17 protein-coding genes, 1 tRNA gene and 2 pseudogenes are annotated in these 23,163 nt (G+C 40.0%); 12 read left to right on the forward strand and 8 right to left on the reverse strand.

Annotated features, from left to right (window positions below):
• Window positions 1-122: 122 nt before the first annotated feature.
• From KOL70_RS09065 to KOL70_RS09075, 3 genes are all read left to right on the forward strand, one after another.
• Window positions 123-1,055 (forward strand): formate/nitrite transporter family protein, encoded by a 933-nt coding sequence (locus tag KOL70_RS09065; RefSeq protein WP_215480536.1) that lies wholly within the window; start codon window positions 123-125, stop codon window positions 1,053-1,055.
• Between the two features lie 88 nt (window positions 1,056-1,143).
• Window positions 1,144-1,218 (forward strand) — tRNA-Arg (locus KOL70_RS09070).
• A gap of 179 nt (window positions 1,219-1,397) precedes the next feature.
• Window positions 1,398-2,663 (forward strand): integrase arm-type DNA-binding domain-containing protein, encoded by a 1,266-nt coding sequence (locus KOL70_RS09075; protein WP_215480537.1) that lies wholly within the window; start codon window positions 1,398-1,400, stop codon window positions 2,661-2,663.
• 60 nt (window positions 2,664-2,723) lie between these two features.
• Here the strand turns inward: KOL70_RS09075 and KOL70_RS09080 are convergent, their stop codons facing one another.
• The 5 genes from KOL70_RS09080 to KOL70_RS09100 all read right to left on the reverse strand — a co-directional run bounded on the left by KOL70_RS09080 (window position 2,724) and on the right by KOL70_RS09100 (window position 8,153).
• A complete protein-coding gene (locus KOL70_RS09080) occupies window positions 2,724-3,893 on the reverse strand; it encodes a S8 family serine peptidase (protein WP_215480538.1) in 1,170 nt (389 codons plus the stop codon).
• Entirely contained in the window at window positions 3,890-5,737 is a 1,848-nt protein-coding gene (locus KOL70_RS09085) for an ABC transporter ATP-binding protein (RefSeq protein WP_215480539.1), read from the reverse strand. The genes KOL70_RS09080 and KOL70_RS09085 overlap by 4 nt, the downstream gene beginning before the upstream one ends.
• 69 nt (window positions 5,738-5,806) lie before the next feature.
• Entirely contained in the window at window positions 5,807-5,980 is a 174-nt protein-coding gene (locus KOL70_RS09090; RefSeq protein WP_215480540.1) for a hypothetical protein, read from the reverse strand.
• Between the two features lie 38 nt (window positions 5,981-6,018).
• Window positions 6,019-7,341, reverse strand: coding sequence for a radical SAM/SPASM domain-containing protein (locus tag KOL70_RS09095; protein ID WP_215480541.1), 1,323 nt, complete (start codon window positions 7,339-7,341; stop codon window positions 6,019-6,021).
• A 17-nt stretch (window positions 7,342-7,358) separates the two neighbouring features.
• Window positions 7,359-8,153: a hypothetical protein gene (locus tag KOL70_RS09100; RefSeq protein ID WP_215480542.1), complete on the reverse strand. Its 795-nt coding sequence runs from the start codon at window positions 8,151-8,153 to the stop codon at window positions 7,359-7,361.
• A gap of 566 nt (window positions 8,154-8,719) precedes the next feature.
• On the opposite strand from KOL70_RS09100, the pseudogene KOL70_RS09105 reads away from it, so the two are divergent.
• Window positions 8,720-9,929, forward strand: a pseudogene (locus KOL70_RS09105) (sugar porter family MFS transporter); the annotation flags it as partial.
• A gap of 53 nt (window positions 9,930-9,982) precedes the next feature.
• Window positions 9,983-10,179: pseudogene (locus KOL70_RS23575) on the forward strand (integrase); the annotation flags it as partial.
• A 253-nt stretch (window positions 10,180-10,432) separates the two neighbouring features.
• Here the strand turns inward: KOL70_RS23575 and KOL70_RS09110 are convergent.
• A complete protein-coding gene (locus KOL70_RS09110) occupies window positions 10,433-11,152 on the reverse strand; it encodes a hypothetical protein (RefSeq protein ID WP_197275994.1) in 720 nt (239 codons plus the stop codon).
• A 1,445-nt stretch (window positions 11,153-12,597) separates the two neighbouring features.
• Between KOL70_RS09110 and KOL70_RS09115 the strand changes: the two genes are divergently transcribed.
• Together KOL70_RS09115 and KOL70_RS09120 are read left to right on the forward strand one after the other, a co-directional pair.
• A complete protein-coding gene (locus tag KOL70_RS09115) occupies window positions 12,598-18,111 on the forward strand; it encodes a DUF3320 domain-containing protein (protein ID WP_215480543.1) in 5,514 nt (1,837 codons plus the stop codon).
• 46 nt (window positions 18,112-18,157) lie between these two features.
• A complete protein-coding gene (locus tag KOL70_RS09120) occupies window positions 18,158-18,568 on the forward strand; it encodes a hypothetical protein (RefSeq protein WP_215480544.1) in 411 nt (136 codons plus the stop codon).
• Here the strand turns inward: KOL70_RS09120 and KOL70_RS09125 are convergent.
• Window positions 18,565-18,753, reverse strand: coding sequence for a hypothetical protein (locus KOL70_RS09125; RefSeq protein WP_215480545.1), 189 nt, complete (start codon window positions 18,751-18,753; stop codon window positions 18,565-18,567). The two genes, KOL70_RS09120 and KOL70_RS09125, sit on opposite strands and share 4 nt — an antisense overlap.
• Before the next feature lie 229 nt (window positions 18,754-18,982).
• Between KOL70_RS09125 and KOL70_RS09130 the strand changes: the two genes are divergently transcribed.
• The 5 genes from KOL70_RS09130 to KOL70_RS09150 all read left to right on the forward strand — a co-directional run bounded on the left by KOL70_RS09130 (window position 18,983) and on the right by KOL70_RS09150 (window position 22,324).
• Window positions 18,983-19,369 (forward strand): hypothetical protein, encoded by a 387-nt coding sequence (locus tag KOL70_RS09130; RefSeq protein ID WP_215480546.1) that lies wholly within the window; start codon window positions 18,983-18,985, stop codon window positions 19,367-19,369.
• The gene (locus tag KOL70_RS09135; protein ID WP_371824654.1) at window positions 19,347-20,579 is read left to right on the forward strand and encodes a relaxase/mobilization nuclease domain-containing protein; all 1,233 of its coding nucleotides are present in this window, start codon (window positions 19,347-19,349) and stop codon (window positions 20,577-20,579) included. Before KOL70_RS09130 ends, KOL70_RS09135 begins: the two co-directional genes overlap by 23 nt.
• Before the next feature lie 222 nt (window positions 20,580-20,801).
• Window positions 20,802-21,443, forward strand: coding sequence for a DUF4755 domain-containing protein (locus KOL70_RS09140; RefSeq protein ID WP_215480547.1), 642 nt, complete (start codon window positions 20,802-20,804; stop codon window positions 21,441-21,443).
• A 28-nt stretch (window positions 21,444-21,471) separates the two neighbouring features.
• Window positions 21,472-21,804 carry a hypothetical protein gene (locus KOL70_RS09145; RefSeq protein WP_215480548.1) on the forward strand — a complete coding sequence of 111 codons (333 nt, stop codon included), beginning with the start codon at window positions 21,472-21,474 and terminating at the stop codon, window positions 21,802-21,804.
• Between the two features lie 193 nt (window positions 21,805-21,997).
• On the forward strand, window positions 21,998-22,324 hold the full coding sequence (locus tag KOL70_RS09150; RefSeq protein ID WP_148235575.1) for a hypothetical protein: 327 nt from the start codon (window positions 21,998-22,000) through the stop codon (window positions 22,322-22,324).
• Here the strand turns inward: KOL70_RS09150 and KOL70_RS09155 are convergent.
• Window positions 22,312-23,103 (reverse strand): DUF4225 domain-containing protein, encoded by a 792-nt coding sequence (locus KOL70_RS09155; RefSeq protein WP_215480549.1) that lies wholly within the window; start codon window positions 23,101-23,103, stop codon window positions 22,312-22,314. The two genes, KOL70_RS09150 and KOL70_RS09155, sit on opposite strands and share 13 nt — an antisense overlap.
• Window positions 23,104-23,163 lie beyond the last annotated feature (60 nt).

A 23,163-nucleotide genomic window follows, 5' to 3' on the forward strand; every position in this document is an offset into this window, starting at 1 on the left:
AAGCGCTCAAAAAACCACCTTTGCTAATCTCTTGTTACTCTTAATTTGAATCTTTGTAACATTTCGCCCTTGCTAAAAGCGTCTACGCTTATTACGCACTGGCATTATCACCGGGAGAAAAAATGAAGCCATCGCCATCAAATAGCACGCATGACAATGACGTGGACAGTGAAGAAAAAGAACAGGGAACGGATATTGAAGTGGACGAAGACGCCCTGCCCTCGCGGGCTGCGGCGATCCATGAAGAGATTCGACAGGATGGGGAAAAGGAGCTGGAACGCGACGGCATGGCGCTGCTGTGGTCAGCGATTGCCGCCGGCTTATCGATGGGTGCCTCGCTGATGGCGAAAGGCATTTTCCAGGTGCACCTCGCTGGCGTGCCCGGCGCCTATCTGCTGGAGAATCTCGGCTACACCTTTGGTTTTGTCATCGTGATTATGGCGCGCCAGCAGCTGTTTACTGAGAATACCGTCACCGCCGTGCTGCCGGTGATGCATAAACCTACCGGCGGCAATTTTATGCTGCTGCTGCGGCTGTGGAGCGTCGTGCTGATCGGCAATTTGATTGGTACCGCGCTGGGCGCGCTGGCGTTTAATCATATGCCGATTTTCGATGACGCCACGCGCCAGGCCTTCACCGCCATCAGCGAAAAAGTGATGGAGCACACGCCGGGTGAAATGTTTGCCAACGCAGTGATTTCGGGCTGGATCATCGCCACCATGGTGTGGATGTTTCCTTATGCTGGCGGCGCCAAAATTGTGGTGATTGTGATGATGACCTGGCTGGTGGCGCTGGGCGATCTGGCACACATTGTGGTCGGTTCGGTTGAAGTGCTGTATCTGGTGTTTGCCGGCACGCTGCCGTGGCAGGAGTTTTTGTGGCCGTTTGCACTGCCCACCCTGCTGGGCAACATCACCGGCGGTACACTGATTTTTGCCCTGATCAGTCACGCGCAGATCCGTAACGATATGAGCGAAGCGGCCAAAGCCAAAGCGCGAGCCGAACAGAAGCGTAAAGAGAGGCAGGAAAAGCAGAAAGATCAGGAAAAAGCGTGATCGTCACCGCCTGATTGCTGACACTTTGAGCAAACAGGCGGCCTACGGTTAAAATCCCCTGCACGGTGCGCTATACTGCGCGCCGCATGTCTCCTTAGTTAAATGGATATAACGAGCCCCTCCTAAGGGCTAGTTGCAGGTTCGATTCCTGCAGGGGACACCAAATGCTAGTCTCTCAACGTATCTCAAAGTCTACTTTACCCATTCCATTCAGTCAGTTAACTCATCTTGATAGTCCACCTGCGTCTCCAGCGGGCTCACAAAATCCACAGTGTCATGTTGGTACAATTGTTGGTATGTTTGGTTCGATAATGCAGATACCATCAGTCGGGGATTTTTACTATGCCGCTCACTGAGTTAAAGGTAAGAAATGCTAAGGCTGCTGTGAAGCCGGTCAAAATGACAGACGGTAATGGTATGCATCTTTTGATTACCCCACACGGTTCCAAATACTGGCGTTTTCAATATCGCTTTGGTAGCAAACAAAAGATTCTTGCTCTCGGTGTTTATCCTGAGGTCACGTTATCGGAAGCCCGGCGCAGAAGAGACGAAGCAAGGCAACTCGTGGCAAATGGCGTTGATCCAAGTGAAAAACGCAAAGCTGATAAGGTCGAGATCAAAGGGCTGCTGACATTTGAAAAGGTTGCACGAGACTGGCATTCCAGTAACAGAACCTGGTCGGAAAACCACAGAACTACTGTGTTAAGCAGTCTTGAAAGTCATTTATTCCCTATTATTGGCAATCGTAATATCACAGAACTCAAAACCCGTGACTTACTGATTCCACTAAAAAGGGCTGAAGCAACAGGTCACCTCGAACTCGCTTCACGTCTTCAACAACGCATAACTGCGATCATGAGATATGCTGTCCACAATGCATTGATTGAGCAAAATCCTGCCTATGACCTCGCTGGTGCTGTAATTTCTAAAAAAAGTATTCACCGCCCTGCCCTTTCTTTAGAACGGCTACCAGAGCTCATGCAACGCATTGAAGCTTACAGAGGCAAAGGCATAACACAGATTGCGACCCAGCTTACACTCCTGACATTTGTACGTTCGAGTGAATTAAGATTTGCACGTTGGTCAGAAGTAGATTTCAAAAACTCACTATGGACTATACCCGCAGAGCGAGAAGCACTCACTGGGGTTAGATATTCAGCAAGAGGTGCAAAAATGAAAAGCCCTCATCTGGTGCCTTTAAGTAAACAAGCTAAAAAATTGTTGTTACAGCTACATGCAATCAGTGGTGGCAAAGACCTCATGTTCATCGGATTTAGTAATGACGACAAACCGATTAGTGAAAACACCGTCAACAAAGCCCTTAGAACCATGGGATACAATACCCAAACTGAAGTTTGTGGGCATGGTTTTAGGACTATGGCTTGCAGTGCACTGATTGAATCTGGGCTTTGGTCAAGAGACGCTGTAGAGCGACAAATGAGCCATCAAGAGCGTAACAGCGTTAGGGCAGCTTACATTCATAAAGCACAGCATTTGGAAGAGCGAAAACTGATGTTGCAGTGGTGGGCTGACTATCTGGAAGCTTGTAAAGAAGAAGCACAAACACCTTTTTACTTCTCAAAAAAATCCCATTCTACAGGGACGTAATTTTTTGTGGATAGTTTTTAATTAATAAGCATAAAACACTTAGAGTTACTAAATTCTAATTCAGACAGTTATTCTTCCTGCACCATAAAATACATCAAAAAGGTCAGGATATTTTTCTTCTTTTCCAAATATCAACTCATGTCTTACCTGCTGGTGCAGATTTATAACCATAGATTCAAAGCTTGGATAGTTTATATTCAAATCTCTCGAAGCCTTACTTTTTAAATTGTTAGCTAATTCAATTGCTGTTTGGTTCATTGAGAGCGATAAATTTAGTGCTGCAACACCAGCTGCTACCGCGCAAGCTCCGCTTGTGCCTTTAAAATTATGCGTATATTTCTTCAGGTCTGCGGAGAGCGTAGTAAGACCTAAGTTTTTAATTTCTCCATTTGAAGAATAGGCATCATGTGATGGAGCACAAAGATCAATGCCAGGTCCAAAACAAGAATAAGATGCTTTCCCATAAAAAGGGCTAATAGCTGATACAACTAATACATTGCTGAGAGCACTTAGATTATTGCTAAAATGAGATGAAAACTTCAGTTCACCATTAATATTTTGTGAGTATACTATCTTCTTATCCCCGTCATAGTTAATAGGGCAATTACTATTACCAGCTGACCACAAAAAAAGCACGCCTTTACCTCTTCTCCCTCCTTGAGAGGATAAAGAAGAGATCAAATCAATACTTTCATTATTAAGAATAAAATCAGGAAGCTTTGACCATGTATTTACGAATATATCAATTTTATCCGAGAGAGCCTTAACAAACTGCTGAAATCCAGATTGGTTTATGATAAATCTGTTATCGTAAGGCCATCGGATCGGTAAAATCTTTACCGTAGGGGCAATACCTACAGGAAGGCTATTGCTCAATGGCCCAGCTATCAGACCACAAATTGCCGTTCCGTGCTTGAATTTATCAGAGAAAACTCTATCAGCTTTCGATTTGTCTTTAGTAATATTAAGCTTACCGTTTTCAATGTAAGTAAATGCTTCAATATTATCTGAGTAATCATTACTAAAATTGTCAATCAAACACCCATCATCAGCTACTGCAACAACTATGTCACTATCACCAAAAGACTGATTTGAATTCCAATAATATTCAGCATTAACTGAACATAAAGAGCGTGATGTAAAAGAGGGATGCTTACCATGCAAGTGCCATTGGTGATCATAAAGAAGATTATCTTTTAAAAGAGAATTAAGGGCATCAAATGATTTCACTGAGCATCCTCCAGAGATACAGTTTCATTTTCCCAATGCTGTTTATATTCTTTACAACTTATCAAAAGTTCATGGTGCTTCCCTTCCGCGAATACACTACCATTTTTTATGAAAATCACTTTATCCATATCATTAATGATATCAACACTATGAGATATACATATTACTGTTTTATTCGAAAAAAAGTTTTTGAGATTTTCCAAAACTTTCGCTTTGGTATTTGGATCTAATGCTGAAGTTACTTCATCAAGTAAGAGAACATTATGTTTTTTAATTAAGCCACGAGCTATATTTAACCTCTGCAATTGCCCACCCGACAAAGTAGAACCTTTATTCCCAATTTTTGTATTTAAAAGAGAGGTGAAACTTTCTTTTTCATTCATAAGGTCTTGCAAACAAACCGAACTCAGAACATGCTCAATTTCATTAATAGATAAGCTTTCCTTAGAAGTGCAAATATTATACAAAACCGTATCATCAAAGAAATTTGCGTCCTGAGATACATATGAAATGTTCTCTCTTAGACTTGAGGTATTGAAATCATCCAATTCAGATGTATTAATCAATATAGAGCCATGACTTTCATAATCATATAAACCTAACAATAACTTTAAAATAGTTGATTTCCCACACCCTGTAGCACCGACTAAACCTACCTTTTCTCCTTTTTTAATTTTGAAGTTAATTTCTTTCAGGACCAACTTTTCGCCGTGTTTCATTGAGACGTTTTTAAACTCAATCAATTCGATATTATTTAGACAGTGACAACCTTCTTTTTCTTTTTCATTCTTTATCAGTGTGTTTAAGCTTGTATTGAATAAAGCATATGCACGAAACAAGGCAGTAAATTGGTCCATTAATGTCGAAAAAAGTCCCTCTAGCTTAAATATCAATGCGTACACAACAGCCACTTCACCTGAAGAAATACCTTTTGAAATCCATAGAAACAAGATCATCAGTGTTATGATAGCCATTATGAGTGAACTTGTAATAATCATTATCGTCTCTGATCTCGTAATTGACCTTAAATACAAAGCAGATTTATTTATAAAATCCTTTAGTGAAACCACTATCCTGTTAGATTCATTTACATCATTGTATTTAGAAAATAACTTCAGAGTTAAAACGTTATTGAAACTATCGCTAATTACTCCATTGACGTTCACGGATTGATTTGCCGACTCACGAGCTAGTTGTTTTGTTTTAGGAACATAAACTTTAGCAATAAAGAAAATCGCGAGCATCCACGTGAAAATTGGAGCAAGCAAATACAGGTTAATCGACGCCATAACAGAGAAGGAGAATATAAAAAAAGCGGTTGTAACCCAAATATTCTGGAAGAACAGAGAAGACATTTCATTGACAGCCTGACCAGCCTGCCAAATAGAAGATGTTATTTTACCAGGATTATTACTGTCAAAAAAAGCCATCTTATTTTTCAAGGTTTCTTTGTAGAGCTGAACTCGAACTAATGCACTTAATTTCGAGTAAACTGCTTGATTTATTGTTAGTAAATTTAAGCACCTTAATAGAGGCCTAATAAACAAAAGCATTGCCAAGAAAAGAATAATAAAAATTTGGTTATCGCTTAATGCTTTAATGATAGTATCGCGATCCCGACTAACCTCACTAATCAGATCAACAAGCTTTCCTGAAGAGTGAATTATAAAAACCTCACAACCAGAACATAATAAACCAAGTATGAAAAGTGAAGAAGCTAAAATCTTATGATCTAATGCAAGTTTAAGTAACACTCTTACAGAATTCTTTTCTTTTAGAAAACCATTATCCTCTTCAAATGGCTTAATAAAGCTCTCGAATTTTTTTAAAATAGAAGTTAGCATTTTCTATCCTTATTTAAGCAACAGCGCATAAGCGCTGTTGCTTATCCCTATTGATAATTAAGACCTCATTTAGAAGTGTCCACCAACACCCGGTCCGCCACCACCAGCGCCTACGGCACAGCAAAGAAACTCAAAATTACCTTCTTCATCTTCAGGATGTTTTGAAATAAAAGTAATTTCAACATCTTCATCCTCTACACTAATACTGTTTTCACTTTGATGCAATTTCGAATCAAGACTCATTTTACTCTCCTTTGATTGGAAAAAACACTACTCACACATCATTCCGCCAGAGACTGCTGTACTCCAAATTTTAGCAATTCCCTGGTGATATGACATATCGGGCCATGTTCAGCTATGCCATCCTTATCATAACGAGCAGATAAGCATCCTGATGCACAACTCCATCTGGCAAAACATTTAGAACAATCACTAAATGAAGTGTTGTTAATTTGTCTTAAAGCGTTAACTTTTTTCACATCAAATTTAAAATTATTATCTTTGAATGTTCCAACATGGAATAAATCATAACCTTCATTTTCACTACGACTATATCGGTGACAACCTGCTACCTCCCCTTTTGGAGTAACAGCAAATTCTACGTTACAAAAACGACCACCTCTGCGATCTACATTACCCATTAATTTGTTTGTGACATTAATGCCATTTTTTTTAGCTAAAAAATAGGCTTCTTTAAATTGATCTATGAACTCTTGTTGTTTAGGTTTTGAAAGTTCACTATCTGTAGCTCGGCCAATCTCAGCCATTGGTTCCATGCGAACTTCCTTGGCTGATGTATAGTCCCTTATGTATTCGACCATTTCAACTAAACGTCCTGTTGATTCGCTAGATAAAGTTGTCCTAAAATGATATGGAACTCCATGCTTCGTTAATAACTCGCTTGTTCTAAGTAGCGCTTTTTGTGAACTTTTTCCATTCGGGAAAGAACGGTTCAATTGAAGGTCGGGTAATACGTCAAATGATAAAGTTACAAAGTCGATATTTTTTTTGAGCCACTTTGCCTTTTCATCATTGATCAACACTCCATTAGTTATTAATCTGATATAAGTATTCACGCCAGCCTCGTCCGCTTTATACTTGATGTAATTATTTATCCATACAATCAATTCCCATTCCGTTGTAGGTTCTCCCCCTCCAAGGTATCTGAACTCTGCGGTGTTACTTGAGATTGATTTTGCATTTTCAATAGCAATGTCAACAGCCTTTTTAGCTATTTCTTTGCTCATTGCTTCACTCTTCTCACCTGTCGCCCTGGCATAACAGTAGTTACAAGCCAGATTACATGTTTCAGTAAGCAGCAAAGTGGCCTCAAACGGCTTAAAATCTTCAAGATCTTCTATTACAGGTAACGGCTTAATATTTTCTCCAATAACATTCCACTTGGACAGTTTTTTTATTATCGGATGATTTATTTCTTCAGCATTCAGATTAACATGATTTGTAAGCTTTTCAATTAATGGTAAAGATGCCTTACTACTTTTAAACGCTATACCTCTTAAAGGCAAATGTGAGTATATAAGCCCATCATCTCCTTCAAAGTGATACATAGGTGTATTCAATACTTTATGCTCCGATGAACTCATAACTCACCTCACTTTATTTAAAGTAATATAGTTTTTAATTTCTCTTCAAGTTCTACTTCTAAGTTAATTTCGTGCGCATTTCCTTTATCAAGAAAATTTGAGTGCCTTTTATTAAGAAGTCGATGCAAGTGGTAGTGAGATGGTTTCTTGATTAAGATTAATTTCATTCCATCGGGAAATTCAACACCACAGTGTCTTGTTTCATTCGCATACTTATCTGAAACTAATTTGGATTTATGGAATTTAAGGTTTAACTCTTTCTTCCAGACTCTTATATGTGGATTAATTAGCTTCTTGCCATACATGTCTTTGTACATTTTTGAATTTACAATATAAGACGAAGTAGAATTCAATGTATAGCATTCAGTCATTACGGCTTGGTGTTCAGCATAATCTGTGCAGATTTTCTCATAGAAAGAAAGATCATAAACATCATCCGCATCATGTTGCATAACCCAATCAACATCTTTTTTGTACAAAATGTCTAAGGCAGCATTGCGAGCTGATATCTGATCATAACCCCCATCTCGGATCGAAGTTTCATAACCAGAACCATAGTTCCCACATTTAACTTCGAACTTATGCGAAAAACACTCTGATGATTCCAAAAAGGCATAATTTTGATTTATGTTTTCGTTATCAGTGATCAGAATAAGAATGTTAGAAACAAATTCAGAGCGTGCTGCAAAAGATAGTGTTTTAAAAGCCAGCAATAGCTCATCACTACTGACCGTGCAAAAAATCCCTACAGAACACCTATACTTAGCTTGCTTACAATATGCTGGATCAGTATTAATGATGTGTTCACTCACTACGCACCTCCATGGAATTCCAAGAAGCTAACTCATCAGTAACGTGAAAGGTTAAAATCAACCTAACACTACTTTTGTGAAGTTATATTCATCAGAAATGTTTCAGAATAGGCGGTTAGTATGTAAGTTTGTTAATTTTATGTTGCGTGTAAAACTTTGCATTAGCTCTGGACTATATGAAAATATCACTATTTATGGATGGACTCCCAACCATGAAACAGAACTTTCAACTACAAATATCACTTTTATTTATTAACTAAATGGCTTTTCCATATTAATAAGTTACATTTATTAAAATCTTAATACTCCTCTATATTTTGCTAATAATTCAAAAAAATATATTTATCATGCTAATTATACATGTGTTAGTAATCAAGAATTTCGTTTCTATATTTGAATGAAGTTTCCAGATTATTGCTCACATGTGAGTGAAAATTCACATCATGCCGTCTCATACGAGATGTGTTGTCCAGTCAAAACAATGAATGTCTTTTTGTATCCATAACCGCAGCTCTCGCTGGGCTTCTCCTTGGGCTTGATATAGGTATTATCTAAAGTGCCCTGCCACTCTGGGAGCTGCGATAGGAGCAATCTGTAACGGCTGGGTTTCAAATCGACTGGGAAGAAAGTACAGCCTTATGGCTGGAGCCATACTCTTCATAATGGGTTCCCTTGGATCAGCCTTCGCCACAAGTGTTGAAGCTCTGCTTACATTCAGGGTTTTACTCGGGCTGGCCGTTGGTATCGCCTCCTATACCGCCCCACTCTATCTGTCAGAGATGGCAACAGAGAATGTTCGTGGAAAAATGATCAGCCTTTATCAGCTCATGATCACCTTTGGTATTGTCGTAGCTTTCCTGTCGGATACAGCATTCAGTTACAGTGTCAATTGGCGGGCAATGCTGGGTGTTCTCGCTATACCAGCAGTTGTTCTTTTCGTCATGGTTATTTTCCTTCCTAACAGTCCCCGCTGGCTTCCAAGGGCCTGCACGTTGAGGCGGAAAAAGTTCTGCGAATGCTTCGTGATACCTCAAAAAAGCCAGACAGGAACTCAACGAGATAAGGGAAAGCCTTCGTATGAAGCAGGGAGGATTTGCTCTTTTCTGGCAAAACGGGAATGTGAGACGCGCCGTCTACCTTGGTATGTTGCTTCAGGGTATTCAGCAGTTTACGGGCATGAATATCATCATGTATTACGCTCCTCAGATTTTCAAAATGGCTGGCTTCAAGAGCACTCAGGAGCAGATGGTTGCAACCATAGTAGTTGGCCTGACCTTCATGTTTGCTACCTTCATTGCGGTCTTCACAGTTGATAAAACGGGAAGGAAGCCAATCCTTAAAATTGGATTCAGTGTAATGGCATTCGCCACTATGGTTCTGGGCTACTGCCTCATGAAAGCGGGTCAGGAAAATATCAGTTCCGGTCTGTCATGGGTGTCAGTGGGTATGACAATGTTGTGTATAGGTGGCTATGCCATGAGTGCTGCCCCGGTGGTCTGGATACTGTGTTCAGGGATACAGCCTCTGAAATGCCGGGACTTCGGGATTACCTGCTCAACGACTACTAACTGGGTTGCCAACATGATATTCGGAGCAACCTTCCTGTCACTTCTGGGAAGTATTGAGCCTGCAGGAACGTTCTGGCTGTATACCGGCTTCAACCTGATCTTTATCGGGATAACTTTTCTCCTGATTCCCGAAACCAAAGGAGTCACTCTTAAGCATATCGAAAAGAATCTTATGTCTGGCAAGAAGCTACGTGATTTAGGTCAATAAATTTCATTTTTTAATAAAAGCCAGTAAATAGTGACTGGCTTTTTTTGCATTGAACCATGGCTCATAGTGCATTAATTGAATCCGTACTTTGGTTAAGACACCCTGTAGAGAGACAAATAAGCCATCAAGAGCGCAATAGCGTTTGGGAAGCTTACATCCATAAACCAGAATATTTAGAAGAGCGAAACTCATGTTGCAATGGTGGGCTGACTATCTGGAAGCCTGTAGGGTGAGAACGCTAACGCCCTAAAACTTTTCTAAAAAAGCTATGCATTAATTCCTAAAATCACTTGGGTTAAAATGGGCCTACCCCTAATGATTCGAACATTCTGATTAGCTTCATATTTCATTATCATTTTATGTGTTCTATTGAAATACCCCCCTTAAAACATCTTTAATACTAGGCAGTTAAAATTCAGTGTATTGTTAAAAACACTAATATTTTATATATTAGTGTTAAAATAAAATAATCTTATATCATGCAAGATAAAGACTCAGAAGAATTACTGATCATTTGAATTTTTTTGGCGATGTGCACGGAAGCGTTCTTCAAAAAAAACCATTATACCAGGATAGTGCTTCCTATTAAGCGAGTAATTGTGATTACCTAATTTAGGGAAAACATAAGCATAGTTAGCATTTTTCATAGAGTTCTCAGAAAAAATATGATGGCCGCTTAACCAATCGTTGACAGCTTTCTCTACTTTTTCAGGACATACCTCAGTATCACCAACCTCTTCGTTAAGAACTTCATTTACTGGTATATAGGGAACAATAAATGTTACAGCAAATCGACGATACGCTTCCTTTTTACTCAAGTCTCCAGAATCCTCCCAAGCCCTTCGCATCGCACGAGCAATATAAGTATTGCCATCGGAACGAGACCCAATAGACTGCACAGTTTGCTTTGCTTCAATTGCAAAACTACTGTTTGGGGACTGAACAAACAAATCACAACGACCATGGCGCAGAGACCCGCTATCAACCCCAGGTACAAGAGTGCGGTAACGCTTCATCGTAGAAAACTCTTCCAAAGCGAGCCAATTTTTCAGCGTCCATGCGGCTCCAGCCAAAACACTTAGCGAAGCCCTTTCATTATACCACCATGGGTTATCGTACTCATTAGTTGAGGTATAACGTATGATGGCATTAATCCAAGCATTTAGAAGGTTTTGTAACTCATCATCACTTTTATAAACCTGAATTGCTTTAATAGTTTTCACTTATTTTAAGCCTTGCATCTAAAAATTAACGATAATTTTATTATTTAAAAAACCAAAATCGATATAAAATATTATTTATATGGTTAACTAAAGGTCAATAAGTAACCACCTCTTCTTGTGGAATTTTGAAATGCAAGCTTTATGGCTTAACTGACGACAAAACGTGAAAGTTGTGTGCTGCCACCTCAGCTAAAAAAATAAAAATCGGGATACTCATATACTGGGAAAGGCCTCCAGGAAGATTACCAAAATATTTTTCAGGAAGAGTATTTTTATTAAATCACTAAGATAACTGGATTCAATGCGATAACAAAGTTGATTTTAACGATTTCTTTCGGACCACTACATTTACATATTCGTAGGCATAACTCACTCCTGAAGGAAAAAATCAATCTAAGAAAAGAACATAACCTTGATCGATAAATAATAAGTTAGGCCTTTGTTAAAAAAATCCACATAATCATCAAAATTTTTATTATACTTTAAACAAAAAAAGCCCCGCAAGGCTTTTAATAGTTACTAGTTAGAAATTACTAAGGTTTGGAATTTTTACTAGGTTTTACCTTTGGGTTATTTCCCGGAGTTTTTTTGTTATCACGTTGACGCTGATCAGGTTGTCCTGTTGAATCAGCAATTCGTTTCGGACCAGGCTTAAGTGCCATAGAAATTCTCCTGTGAATGTTTGAAAAGGAACCCTTCTGTTCAAAATATGATCAATAGTTGGCTATATCAAGAGATCTTTTGACAAACTGATAGGGATTTGATCAAGGTCTAATTTTTAAGAGTTCATAGCAAGATGAACATAGATACAACTAATGCTAAATCTCGTTCTGACCGAGATACTTTCTGAGTGTCGTATTGCTTGGCTGGAGGGTTACACTCGAATCCAGCCGGGTTTAGACACATAATCTGAGTAGTGAATAAACATTACTGGAGTCATACGTAAATCGCTTCAAGCACTATTAACAGTATTTAAAAGTCACCCATCATAATTCTATAATAAAATCAAGTGCTTGTGCAGATTAACTTTAGTTATATCTGGAAACCAGTTCTTGGTAGCCACCTAAAGCATTCAATAGATTACCTAATAATGTACCTGTACCTACATTAGGCATAAAATTTTCTAAGCCCAACCAAACCTTTTTCACAACGTTATGCTGTGTGGGTATAAATTACCTGCAACTGGGCTACCTATTTACTGACCTTTAAAGCACCAAAGCATCAATCTTACTTATATCAAACTCCTTTCACCTTAACTATGGCTTTAACGGCCTTATTTAAGCACATGATTTTTAAGAAGTAAAAAATAACAACCAATATTAATTAGAAAATTCTTAATTTTCACGCTGAAACATTCTAATATGTACAGAAAAATTGCAGTGATTTAAAGCTATTAGCATAACTCACTGATTAACTGATAAATTTTCAATTCAAGGTTATGCGTAATGGACGAAATTGAAGGCTCGCTTTACAAAAACTCCAATCTGTCACTCAGCCAGAAACTTGAAAAGTCGCGAGCAGAGTTACTCGATCTGACAGCTAGAAATCGTTTACTTAACATACCAAAATCAAAGACTACAAAATTTTTGGAAGTAGTTAATGAAAGATCTGACATTTTGTTCAAGATGCTTTTTGAAGAAGGCAAGCCGTTCACTTTTCTTCATGGTCGAGAAGATAAAAAAACAGATGAAAGCAATGAGAACAGTGAGACAGACTCAGAGTCCGAAGATATTATTTTCTTAGATGACTCCGAAACCAACCACAATGATACAAAACTCCAGACCAAGCTCACGCCAAAGACATTACAAAAAAAGTTATTAGATTTATATTATGACTCAAAGACCCTTGAAGAAGAACAAGGCGTAAACATCCTGTTTCTATCGCTAGGATCGCTTAAATGGATAGATCCTAATAACAAAGCAAACATACGGCATGCCCCTCTTTTATTGTTGCCAATTGAATTAATGCGAGCTAAAGCAGGAGAACGCTTTAAAATTAAAGTCAGGGATGAGGACATCATTAGCAACCTGTCGCTTGAGACATTCCTCAGCCGTGTTCACCAAATCACCCTACCTCCCCTGAGTATCGATGAAGATTTTTCTTTAACGAACTACTTCGCAGAGATAAAACAAGCTGTATCATTGAAAGAAAGCTGGGAAGTATTAGAAAATGAAGTCAATCTAGGTCTGTTCTCCTACGCTAAATTTATGATGTATACAGATTTAGATCCTGATAACTGGCCTTCAGATTCAAAGATCACAGATCAGGAATCAATAAAGTGTCTTTTAGAAACAGGCTTCTCTGGTGGAGAGTTAATCTCTGACGACATTGTAATTGACTCAGTCATCCCCCCACGAGAAATGCTTCATATTTTGGACAGTGATAGCTCACAGACTCTTGCCATTCACGAAGTACGTAATGGTAAAAGCTTGGTTATTCAGGGTCCTCCAGGAACTGGTAAATCTCAGACAATCGCAAACATCATAGCTTCAGCTGTAGCAGACGGTAAAAAAGTATTGTTTGTAGCTGAAAAGATGGCGGCCCTTGAAGTAGTTAAGCGCAGACTTGATCAGGCGGGTGTTGGAGATGCTTGTTTAGAGCTACATAGCAATAAAACCAACAAAAGAGCATTCCTTGAAGAACTGAAGCGAGTCTGGGAACTCGGTTCACCTCGGGGAGAATTTCCAGATACATTAGTCAATAATCTCACAGAAAGCCGAGATATCCTCAACAATCACCCGGCAAGAATTCATAAAACGTACATGCCATCTGGCTTAACGCCATACAAGGTTATGGCGCAACTGGTACGTCTCAGACAATCAGGTTTTGATCCTAATGATTATAAGCTTAGCGGTTATGAATCATGGAGTAACGACGATTTCGCCAAAAGACATGCACTTATTGATGAATTAATTGAGAGGATAAGTGATATTGGCATTCCTGATTCGCACCCATGGAATGGTATCGATAGAACTGAGATACTTCCTAGTGAAGTTGAAAGACTCACTGCCTCATTAACGAACCTGAAGTCTGAACTTTCAGATTCTATTGAAGAGTCTATCAATCTTTCTAAACTTACCAATGAAGCCTATCATATAGGCTCATTAAAAGAGTTACAGGAATTCATTCTAATAGCTGAATTAATTAACTCAGCGCCTAATTTATCACCTGAATCATTAAGTTCGCCATTATGGGCCACTTCTAAAGATGAGACAAAGACGTTAATTGAAACTGGATTCTCATTTAAAGAGCTCTACAGCAAGCTTAAAAAAGAATTACATGCAGATAAATTCAACACCGAGGTCGCCAGCCTTTCAGAAGACTATCGTAAATTACCTATAGATATTAATATTAATGCTTTTACTACTGCCTATAAACTGAAGACACTTACACCTAAAATATTAAAAGAGTCTTCAAGATTACAGCAGGAGTTGGGTTCTAAAATCGGATTCTCGACTTTAAGTGAGATTGAAAGTCTTATTGAGTTGGGTGAAAGTATTACTCAAGCTCCAAATGTGAGTCCAGAAGCATTCATTGCCACTGTCTGGGAAGGTGGTATTGAAAAAGCGGCAAGTCTGGTTGCAGATATTAAACAGCTTAGTATTTATAAAGAAAAAATCAATCTCATCTTTGTTGAAAAGGCATGGGAAACAGATGTAGAAAGCACACGAAACAGCCTTGAAAACAACACTGGCGCTTTTAAATTCCTTAATAGCGAATGGCGAAAGTCGAAAAAGCTTACCCTTTCATTGATAAATGATAAAGGTTTGACGATCCCTCAGCAGGTTGAGTACCTCGATCTGTTGATAAAAGCACAGAAGTTGAGAAAATCCATCATTGATTTGAATGAGTTCGGACAGTCTGCATTTAGTTCAGACTGGCGAGGTGAGAATAGCGATAGTGAATTGCTGAAATCACTTGTCGAATGGATGCGTACCTTACGTGGTATTAACTCTGAAGCCCGAATAATTGCAAGTCGCCTCTCCAACAAAGACGCCTTAGCATATCAAGTGAGTCAGCTTAAAAAACTCACCCATGAAGTTTTAGATGAAAGCCGTATTCTTTGGGATTCATTGGGAGCTACGCCAGAAGAGTATTTTGATAACTATTATTCCGTTAAAAGCATTCCACTGGAATCACTCCTTGTAAAGTCTGATGTGCTAAGCACTATGGACTCCGCGTATAAATATGTTTTCATCAAAGATGATTATTCTGTTTCTGATCGTATTGAATTGTTGAATTTGTTATCAAGCGCTCAGCAAAAACTCAACATTATCCATACTTTCGATAATTTAGCTCAGTCAACCATGTATCCATTATGGTTGAAAGAAAACAGTAACTGGGATCTGTTACTTCAAGCTCACTCATGGATTGAATTAAATAACGACCTAAGAATCTTAGCGTCTAAAATAGATGACAGACAGGGTTTAGTTGATAAATCACGAAGCTTGAGTGAGTCTATTCAAGCGCAGTTTGCCAAACTCACATCAGTGTTTACTTCGCTTAGATCTTCCTATGGATCAATTTTCAAAAATGAAAATATTCATGAAATACTATTTAATCCAGTCTATGACAAGATTACTCTTTGGATAGATAATTCTGAACAACTTTCAAAATGGGTTGCCTGGCAAAACCGTGTAGAGCTGGCGAGAACATTTGGTATTTATCCATTAATCTCCGATTTGAGTAGTGGAGTTCTTTCCCCTGAACGTTTAGCGGGTACTTTTGACAGAACTTATTTCGACTCAATTCTGTCTGTAATGGTCAAAGATGAGCCAGAACTGGCTCGTTTTGATGGTGATTTGCATTCAAGAAGAGTAGCAAGCTTCGCTGAAATGGATCTGCGAAGAATAAAAGCTTCGAGTTTTGAAGTTGTAAGAGCTCACCACAGAGCAATTCCCTCTAAAGTTGGCGTAGGCCCTGTGGGTGTACTGCGGGGTGAGATGGCACGCAAACGTGGCCATATGGCGATTCGACAGCTCATGACAAAAGCTGGTGCAGCTATTCAGGCCTTAAAGCCAGTTATGATGATGAGCCCTCTGTCAGTTGCCCAGTTTTTAGTACCAGGTAAGCAGTCGTTTGATTTACTGGTAATGGATGAAGCCAGTCAGATCCAACCTGTAGATGCATTAGGAGCTATTGCACGAAGTAAGCAGATGGTCGTTGTCGGAGACGAACGTCAGTTACCTCCAACTTCTTTCTTCGCCAAAATGACAGGTTCCGCAGATGAGCAGGATGATGACGAGTCAGCACAAGTGGCGGACATTGAGAGCATACTTGGACTTTTTGTTGCCAGAGGGTTGCCTCAAAAAATGCTTCGCTGGCATTACAGAAGCCGCCACCAGTCATTGATTGCTGTGTCAAATAGCCAGTTTTATGAAAACAAACTTTTTATAGTTCCCAGCCCCTATACACAAGAAGCAGGTATGGGCCTAAGTTTCCATAAAGTTGAAGATGGCGTATTCGAATCTGGAAGCAATGCAAACGAAGCAAAACGCGTAGCAACAGCAATTCTCGAACATGCAAGAAGCCATCCTCATTTATCTTTAGGTGTTGCTACCTTTTCTGTTACCCAGAGAAAGCGTATTCAGGACGAGCTTGAAGTGCTTCGCAGGTTGAACCCTGAGTTCGAGGACTTTTTCTATGCACACCCAAGCGAACCGTTTTTTGTAAAAAACCTTGAAAACATTCAGGGTGACGAACGCGACGTCATTATCATTTCTGTTGGATATGCCAGAAATCCACAAAACTACATGGCAATGAGATTTGGTCCTCTTGGAGCAGAGGGTGGTGAAAGACGCCTGAACGTTCTTATCAGTCGAGCCAAAAGGCGTTGCGAAGTTTATGCCTCAATCACTGATGAAGATATCGATCTTGAAAGGGCTAAGGGTAGAGGTGTATTCGCTTTTAAACTTTTCCTGCAATATGCAAGAACAGGACGCTTGTCAGTTGCAGAACAAAGTGGCCGTTCAATGGACAGTGTGTTCGAAGAACAGGTTGCAAATGCTCTGCAAAAAGAAGGCTTCCAGGTCCACCCTCAAGTTGGCATTGCAGGTTTCTTTATTGATTTAGCCATTGCCGACCCTGATATGCCAGGCCGCTACCTTATCGGGATTGAATGCGATGGTATGACTTACCACTCTTCCCGTTCTTCGAGAGAAAGAGATCGCTTACGTCAGGCAGTGCTTGAGGATCATGGTTGGATCATTCACAGAATTTGGAGCACGGATTGGTTCCAGCGCCCCGAAGAGCAACTACAGAAAACCCTCTCTGCTATTCAGGCGGCTAAGAAAGAGCTCGAAAATCGTTCTGAAACTTCTCTATCCCGGTCAAGAGCTGTGCCTGTCGAAATAGTGACAGTTGAAAGAGAGACCGTCACAGAGATTGGTCTTGAGACAATTGAAGGCAGTTTCAATGAAGCTGTGGCATATGTTGAGGCGGTTCCTGACGTTGACACAAGATTCCAGATTCATGAAACCCCAGTTGGCGTGCTCGCTAAGATAGTTGAGCAAATTGTTCTTGTGGAAGCCCCAATACATGTGAATGAAGTTATCACTCGTGTCAGGTCAGCATGGGGTTTACAACGTGCAGGGGCCCGTATTGAAGCCATTGTTAAAGATGCAATAAAAATTACAACCTCAAATTCCTCATTCTGCCTAGAAGATGACTTTTTATACAACGATAGTCTTTCAATCACATTGAGAGACAGAACGAATGTTAAATCAGCAGGATTAAGAAAGTCGGAAAACATATCTAATAAGGAAATGGAGGCAGGAATTATTGAGATTATCAATAAAAGCTTCGGTGCTACCCAAGACGAGTTGGTCAATTCTGTATCAAGGGCCATGGGCTTCAAGGCTACAAGTGGTACTTTAAAGGGAATTATCACATCCGTTATTCAAAAAATGGAAAGCGAGCAAAAAATAATTTACAAAGAACCAATGTTTTACATCCCATAATTTCATAATTGAGAGGCTAGCTAAGCTAGCCTCAATGGAGAAAAAAATGGCAAAAAATATTTCACTAGCTCTACTCACATATTTTATTTTCTTGGTTTTATTTACGCTGATTTATGCGGCATCTAAATACGTCAGCCCTGAATATTTTATAGTAGCCACCCCTGTGATTAGTTCGCTATTGCTATCTGGACTTTATTTATCCTTCTATCTTAGAAGAAATAATGGTAAAGACAGGACTAAGTCCATGAAACCAGCAAACGACACACTATTGTTTGCTTCAGCCGCAGTAGTAAGCTTTTCCTCTTTTGCAGCTGAATTTTCTTTGCATCCTTTTGTGCAAATGAATAACTTTTTGGTAGCAAATCCGCAGATTTATCTTTTGATAAAACTTATATTAGTAACATCTGCATTCGTAAAAGTATTTATAGCAATCATGGAAACAGCGAGGGAAATTTAGTCTCCCTCCTCAACCAAACTTAATGCTATTAAAAAAGGCAAAATAACGCCCAATATCACAAGTCCCCCAAAGGAAGCTTCATGTAATGAACTACCTTTGGGGGAAACAGAGAATATTAAAGTAGTAATGACCATAAATACGATATAAGCCGTGCATTCTTTATTGTATTTTTTTATTTTTTTCATAGCACCTCCTTTTTATTTATGAATAACATTTAACTCCCAAATGTCAATGGTGTAATTTTAATTTTTTTAAAGTTAAGCAAGGGCTAACTCAGCGAAGCTGAGTAGCCTTGCTTTTTCTGCTCTTCGATTGCAAAAGGTAGGTCAACCCCAAACCGTTGACATAACTCAGCTATCGGATATAAATGAATTAGGCATAAGGATTATGCTTATATTTAGAAAAGGAGTTCCTATGAATAAAATATATCACCCTCCCCTCGCAAAGAATCTACGTATTCATTGCGTCAGCGTCAGACTCAATAACTCAGAGCTAAATATTTTAGATCAAGAACGTAAGCAACACGCTAAGGGCGAGTGGCTTCGCATGTGCCTTTTAAAAACTCAACCTCCTGTCGTTCCAGAGATCAACAGAGCGGCATGGAAAATATTTGGCGAGATAAATCACAGGCTCAATGAGATTGTTAACCACCTCAACGCAAAGCAGTCATGTAATCCTCTTACCAAGACTGAACTGTTCGCCGTAAAGCGACAAATTAGTGAGCTTCGTTCTCGCCTCCTTACCGCTGATCTATGGAGTATCCCCTCTAATGAAGGGCATGCAGAAGATCATACGAGGTAAGAGCTTCGCAGGAGTTGTTCTATACGCCTTAAAGCCTGAAACTCACCATAAAACTGACCCGGTGGTCATAGGGGGGAACATGCTGGGAGAGTCAGCAACTGAGTTGATAGCTGCGTTCAGCGCTTCTGCTTCACTTCGGACTGACGTTGCAAAACCGGTGTGGCACAACTCGCTTCGCCTACCTATTGGTGAATCACTCACGACAAAACAATGGGTGTCATTTGCTGACGATTACATGTCGTGTATGGGATTTAGCGATACACACCTGCGCTGCTATGTCATACATGACGACGAGGCCGGCCAGCACATTCATATCATTGCGTGCAGAGTGGATCTTATTGGAGGAAAACTTTATCTCGGCAGGAATGAAAACTTGATCAGTACGCGAGTGATTCAGGAGCTTGAGTTGACTCATAACCTGACCAGAACCAAGGGCCCCTCTCCTTCACATAGCACTTCCCCTGTCAGAGAGCGCAAGAAGCTATCACGTGGCGAGCAACAGAAGGAGAAGCGTGAAGGTCAGCCAACGCCTAAAACGTTTCTGCAGCATACGATTGATGAGTTACTTCTAACTGCCAATGATATTCCTCGCTTCATTGAAGCACTTCGCGAGCACGGCATAACGCCGGTTCCTAATATTGCTACCTCTGGCCGCATGAATGGTTTCTCATTTGAATATGCAGGAATTGCGTTCAAAGCTTCCCAACTGGGAAAGTCTTACTCGTGGGCCAACCTGCAAGCGAAGCTCCGCTACGAACCTGAACGTGACAACCCTTTACTATATGCCTTAAAAGCTTCAGCCATAGGAGGTAATAAGACGAGTAATTTAGAGATAGAAGCTACTAAGGTAGCTATTACACCGTCATTACCAGCTGCTTTAGAATCCGAACTTACGTCTCCTCCTATGTATGAACATGGAGTTGGAGCGTCAGAGACACCCGAAGCGCAAACTCCCCCCAGCATTACACGTATGGCATGCGAGCAAACCAGCAGTGCTGACTACTTCATGACAAGAATATTAGAGTGGCTATTGAGCATTCCTTACCTGGCCGCTTTTGCAGACCTGCTCAAAAAGGCAGGTAAGACGTTTCTCCACCAAAAATCCTCATTTTCGACAATTCAAACAGTTCTCTCAGCTGAGCCTGAGTTATCTGTTTTACCAGATAACAACCAAGTTCTAACCGAACGCATAAAAGTGCCCTTTCTATAACCGCCTGCCTCAACACAATTTTCAAGCCTAAGTCCTTATTTGAACAAATAATTGATCGTTTTTACAGATCGATAAATCACATATGATAGCCAATACCTATCAAACTAGGATCATCGATCGGTACAAGTGATTTGCTTAAGTTTTGAACTCGTTCAAAAATGCGTAGTAAAAGCAGTTACCAATCAGCTAGTTATGAATCACATAACGTCAAAGGTATATAAAATGGACACAGCGGCTTTGATTAGTCAGAAAGTACGTAAACCTTCTTTCTTTCGTTCTATCAGGTTATGGATTGTTGTACTGGTGATTGTCTGGATACTGACTGATTCAAACCCCAAGGACACTGCAGGGTTCCTGTTCATGTGGACATTACCTGCCTTCTTCTTACTCCTTACGGCATATGTGTCATATACACATAAAAGGGCAAACGCCTCCACTGTCGACCTGCTGAACGTCAATGACAATGGATTGTGGAGCCATGAATTTCAGAACACCAAAATGACCATTGATACGAATCGTGAGTTGTTAACTCTCGAGGCAGGTAAGCGTAAAAAGGCTTACAAGTTCAGTGACGTCAAAGGCTGGCGATACCACCTGGCTAATGGAGGGGAAATCGTAGCTCTTGATTTAGTCGGTATGGCGGGGGCTAAAGGTCACAACAACCTTACTCGCCTTAAAAACTTTGAGAACTCTGGATTCTTTATCCAAGTCAGAGACATTGAATGCCCGGAGTGGCAGATCAAATTTCACCCTCGTAAAGGCCGGTTTCACCATGAACGAGGGATCCGGGATACAGAAATGCAGTTGAAGCAGTGGTGTGAGATTTTTGACCAGACCCTCAACAAATCCACAGCAACACAATGATCACTCATAGCAAATAAGGGATTAAGAAATGAATAAAATTTCAGCAATTGCAGTTGTTTTTTTGGCAGCATTACTCACAGGTTGCGATAGCGAACCCTCATCTTCCGAAATCCAGAAAGCTATGCAGGAAAACATTGAGCACACAAACCAGCAAGCCAGACAGCGGTTCGGTGAAAACAGCAAAGACATGCTCACGACTCTGAACAAAGCTGAGAAGGTTTCCTGTAAAGAGTCTGAGGCAAAAGGGACATATCTTTGCAAAGTGGATACTGATATAACACTACCAATGATGGGCGAGAAACAAACCGTAGCTGAATTCAAATTCACGAAAAATGAAGGTAACTGGAAAGTATCACCTTAATTGAATCCAATAATTAACAAGCTCATTTTCCAACGAAATTTCAAAGCACATATTTTATGCGCAAGTGTTAGCACCAGGGAACCATTCAAAAAAATAAAAAACCAGAAGCCTTTCAAAGGTCTTTCCGGTTTGTATAGGGCTTAGGTATTGAGTTACAATCAGACTATCTTAAGACAAATGAATGACGCTTATTATGAACAAAATGCAAATCGAAGAAATGCTTGTAAAAGAGGGGTTTACGCCAAAAGAAGTCTCTGTGATACGTCAGCATGCTGAGAAAGACGGTTATCCTTATCCCTGGCTCCTTTCACAGTTAAAGAAAAGATTCATAGTTGCAATGATATTAATAGCAATCCTTCTCGCAGGACTCATTTATACTATTCGCAGTGGTACACAAGAAAACCTTGTTTCGTATTCGATCACGCTTGTAGCAGGTTTCGTTATTTTATATATATTCGTACCTTTGAAACCTGCATTTAAAGCCTACAGATTCATGAAAAAGCATGGTCACTCTTTGTAAGTGTCAGAGATTGACTTTATGGCTGAAGCGTCATTATAGACTTCAATGAATAGCTCTTTTCTGCTCATTTCCTTAATCCCGCGAACGTAGTCGGTATTAAGAAAATAGTAGAGCCGCCAGGCCTCAGGTTTTTGTACCAGACGCACGATGCCATAGAGAGACAGTGCCAGGTCCATTGAACTGTATGCTAACTGCCCAACCCTCTGATCGAACCCCAAAAACTCAGCTGTTGCTACATAACCCTGTTTGAGTAACCCAACACTATCAGTTTTGCCATACACCAGGTTCTCAACAGACTCCTGAAAGCCGTTGAGTCCATGCAGAACCAACATTCCCCCAAAGGCAGAACCTATGATTGTCCCTGACGCAAGGGAAGCACCGATCACTGATACACCGGCTATTACCTGCATACCGCTCAGCACTACCCCAACGCCATTAATCACATAGCCCCACAAATCTCCATTCCTGACCAACTGCACCGAAGCATGAACCGCAGCTGTTCCTGCTCTTAGCATTCTGTCCTGAATCGTAAGGTACTCATTTTCCTTTTTGAGATTCTGGATGCATTCCTGGCATTGATCATCAGTGGAGCCAGAACGGATAACGTTAAGCTGAGCGTTAACGAAAGCCTTAACGTTATCCTGGAACTGTAACCTATTAAATCCGTCTTTAAGGTAGATGTGAGAAAGGTGATTAGCATTGCTTAGCAGCTGATTTGCCTCAGCATGAGCCATAGTCAGAAAGTAATCCTTGAATCGATCTGGTTTCCAGTAGTCCATGACTGTGCCTTTATGTCATTATACGTATCATTAAGTTTATTTAATCAGATTACCCTTCTC

The organism is Pantoea sp. B270 (assembly GCF_018726825.1).
Classification (GTDB): domain Bacteria; phylum Pseudomonadota; class Gammaproteobacteria; order Enterobacterales; family Enterobacteriaceae; genus Pantoea; species Pantoea dispersa.

What these genes read in the sequence shown, in the direction of transcription:
- KOL70_RS09065 (WP_215480536.1), top strand. Translation starts at nt 123, where the DNA reads ATGAAGCCATCGCCATCAAATAGCACGCATGACAATGACGTGGACAGT.
- KOL70_RS09075 (WP_215480537.1), top strand. Translation starts at nt 1,398, where the DNA reads ATGCCGCTCACTGAGTTAAAGGTAAGAAATGCTAAGGCTGCTGTGAAG.
- KOL70_RS09085 (WP_215480539.1), bottom strand. Translation starts at nt 5,737, where the DNA reads ATGCTAACTTCTATTTTAAAAAAATTCGAGAGCTTTATTAAGCCATTT.
- KOL70_RS09090 (WP_215480540.1), bottom strand. Translation starts at nt 5,980, where the DNA reads ATGAGTCTTGATTCGAAATTGCATCAAAGTGAAAACAGTATTAGTGTA.
- KOL70_RS09095 (WP_215480541.1), bottom strand. Translation starts at nt 7,341, where the DNA reads ATGAGTTCATCGGAGCATAAAGTATTGAATACACCTATGTATCACTTT.
- KOL70_RS09115 (WP_215480543.1), top strand. Translation starts at nt 12,598, where the DNA reads ATGGACGAAATTGAAGGCTCGCTTTACAAAAACTCCAATCTGTCACTC.
- KOL70_RS09120 (WP_215480544.1), top strand. Translation starts at nt 18,158, where the DNA reads ATGGCAAAAAATATTTCACTAGCTCTACTCACATATTTTATTTTCTTG.
- KOL70_RS09125 (WP_215480545.1), bottom strand. Translation starts at nt 18,753, where the DNA reads ATGAAAAAAATAAAAAAATACAATAAAGAATGCACGGCTTATATCGTA.
- KOL70_RS09130 (WP_215480546.1), top strand. Translation starts at nt 18,983, where the DNA reads ATGAATAAAATATATCACCCTCCCCTCGCAAAGAATCTACGTATTCAT.
- KOL70_RS09135 (WP_371824654.1), top strand. Translation starts at nt 19,347, where the DNA reads ATGCAGAAGATCATACGAGGTAAGAGCTTCGCAGGAGTTGTTCTATAC.
- KOL70_RS09140 (WP_215480547.1), top strand. Translation starts at nt 20,802, where the DNA reads ATGGACACAGCGGCTTTGATTAGTCAGAAAGTACGTAAACCTTCTTTC.
- KOL70_RS09145 (WP_215480548.1), top strand. Translation starts at nt 21,472, where the DNA reads ATGAATAAAATTTCAGCAATTGCAGTTGTTTTTTTGGCAGCATTACTC.
- KOL70_RS09150 (WP_148235575.1), top strand. Translation starts at nt 21,998, where the DNA reads ATGAACAAAATGCAAATCGAAGAAATGCTTGTAAAAGAGGGGTTTACG.
- KOL70_RS09155 (WP_215480549.1), bottom strand. Translation starts at nt 23,103, where the DNA reads ATGGACTACTGGAAACCAGATCGATTCAAGGATTACTTTCTGACTATG.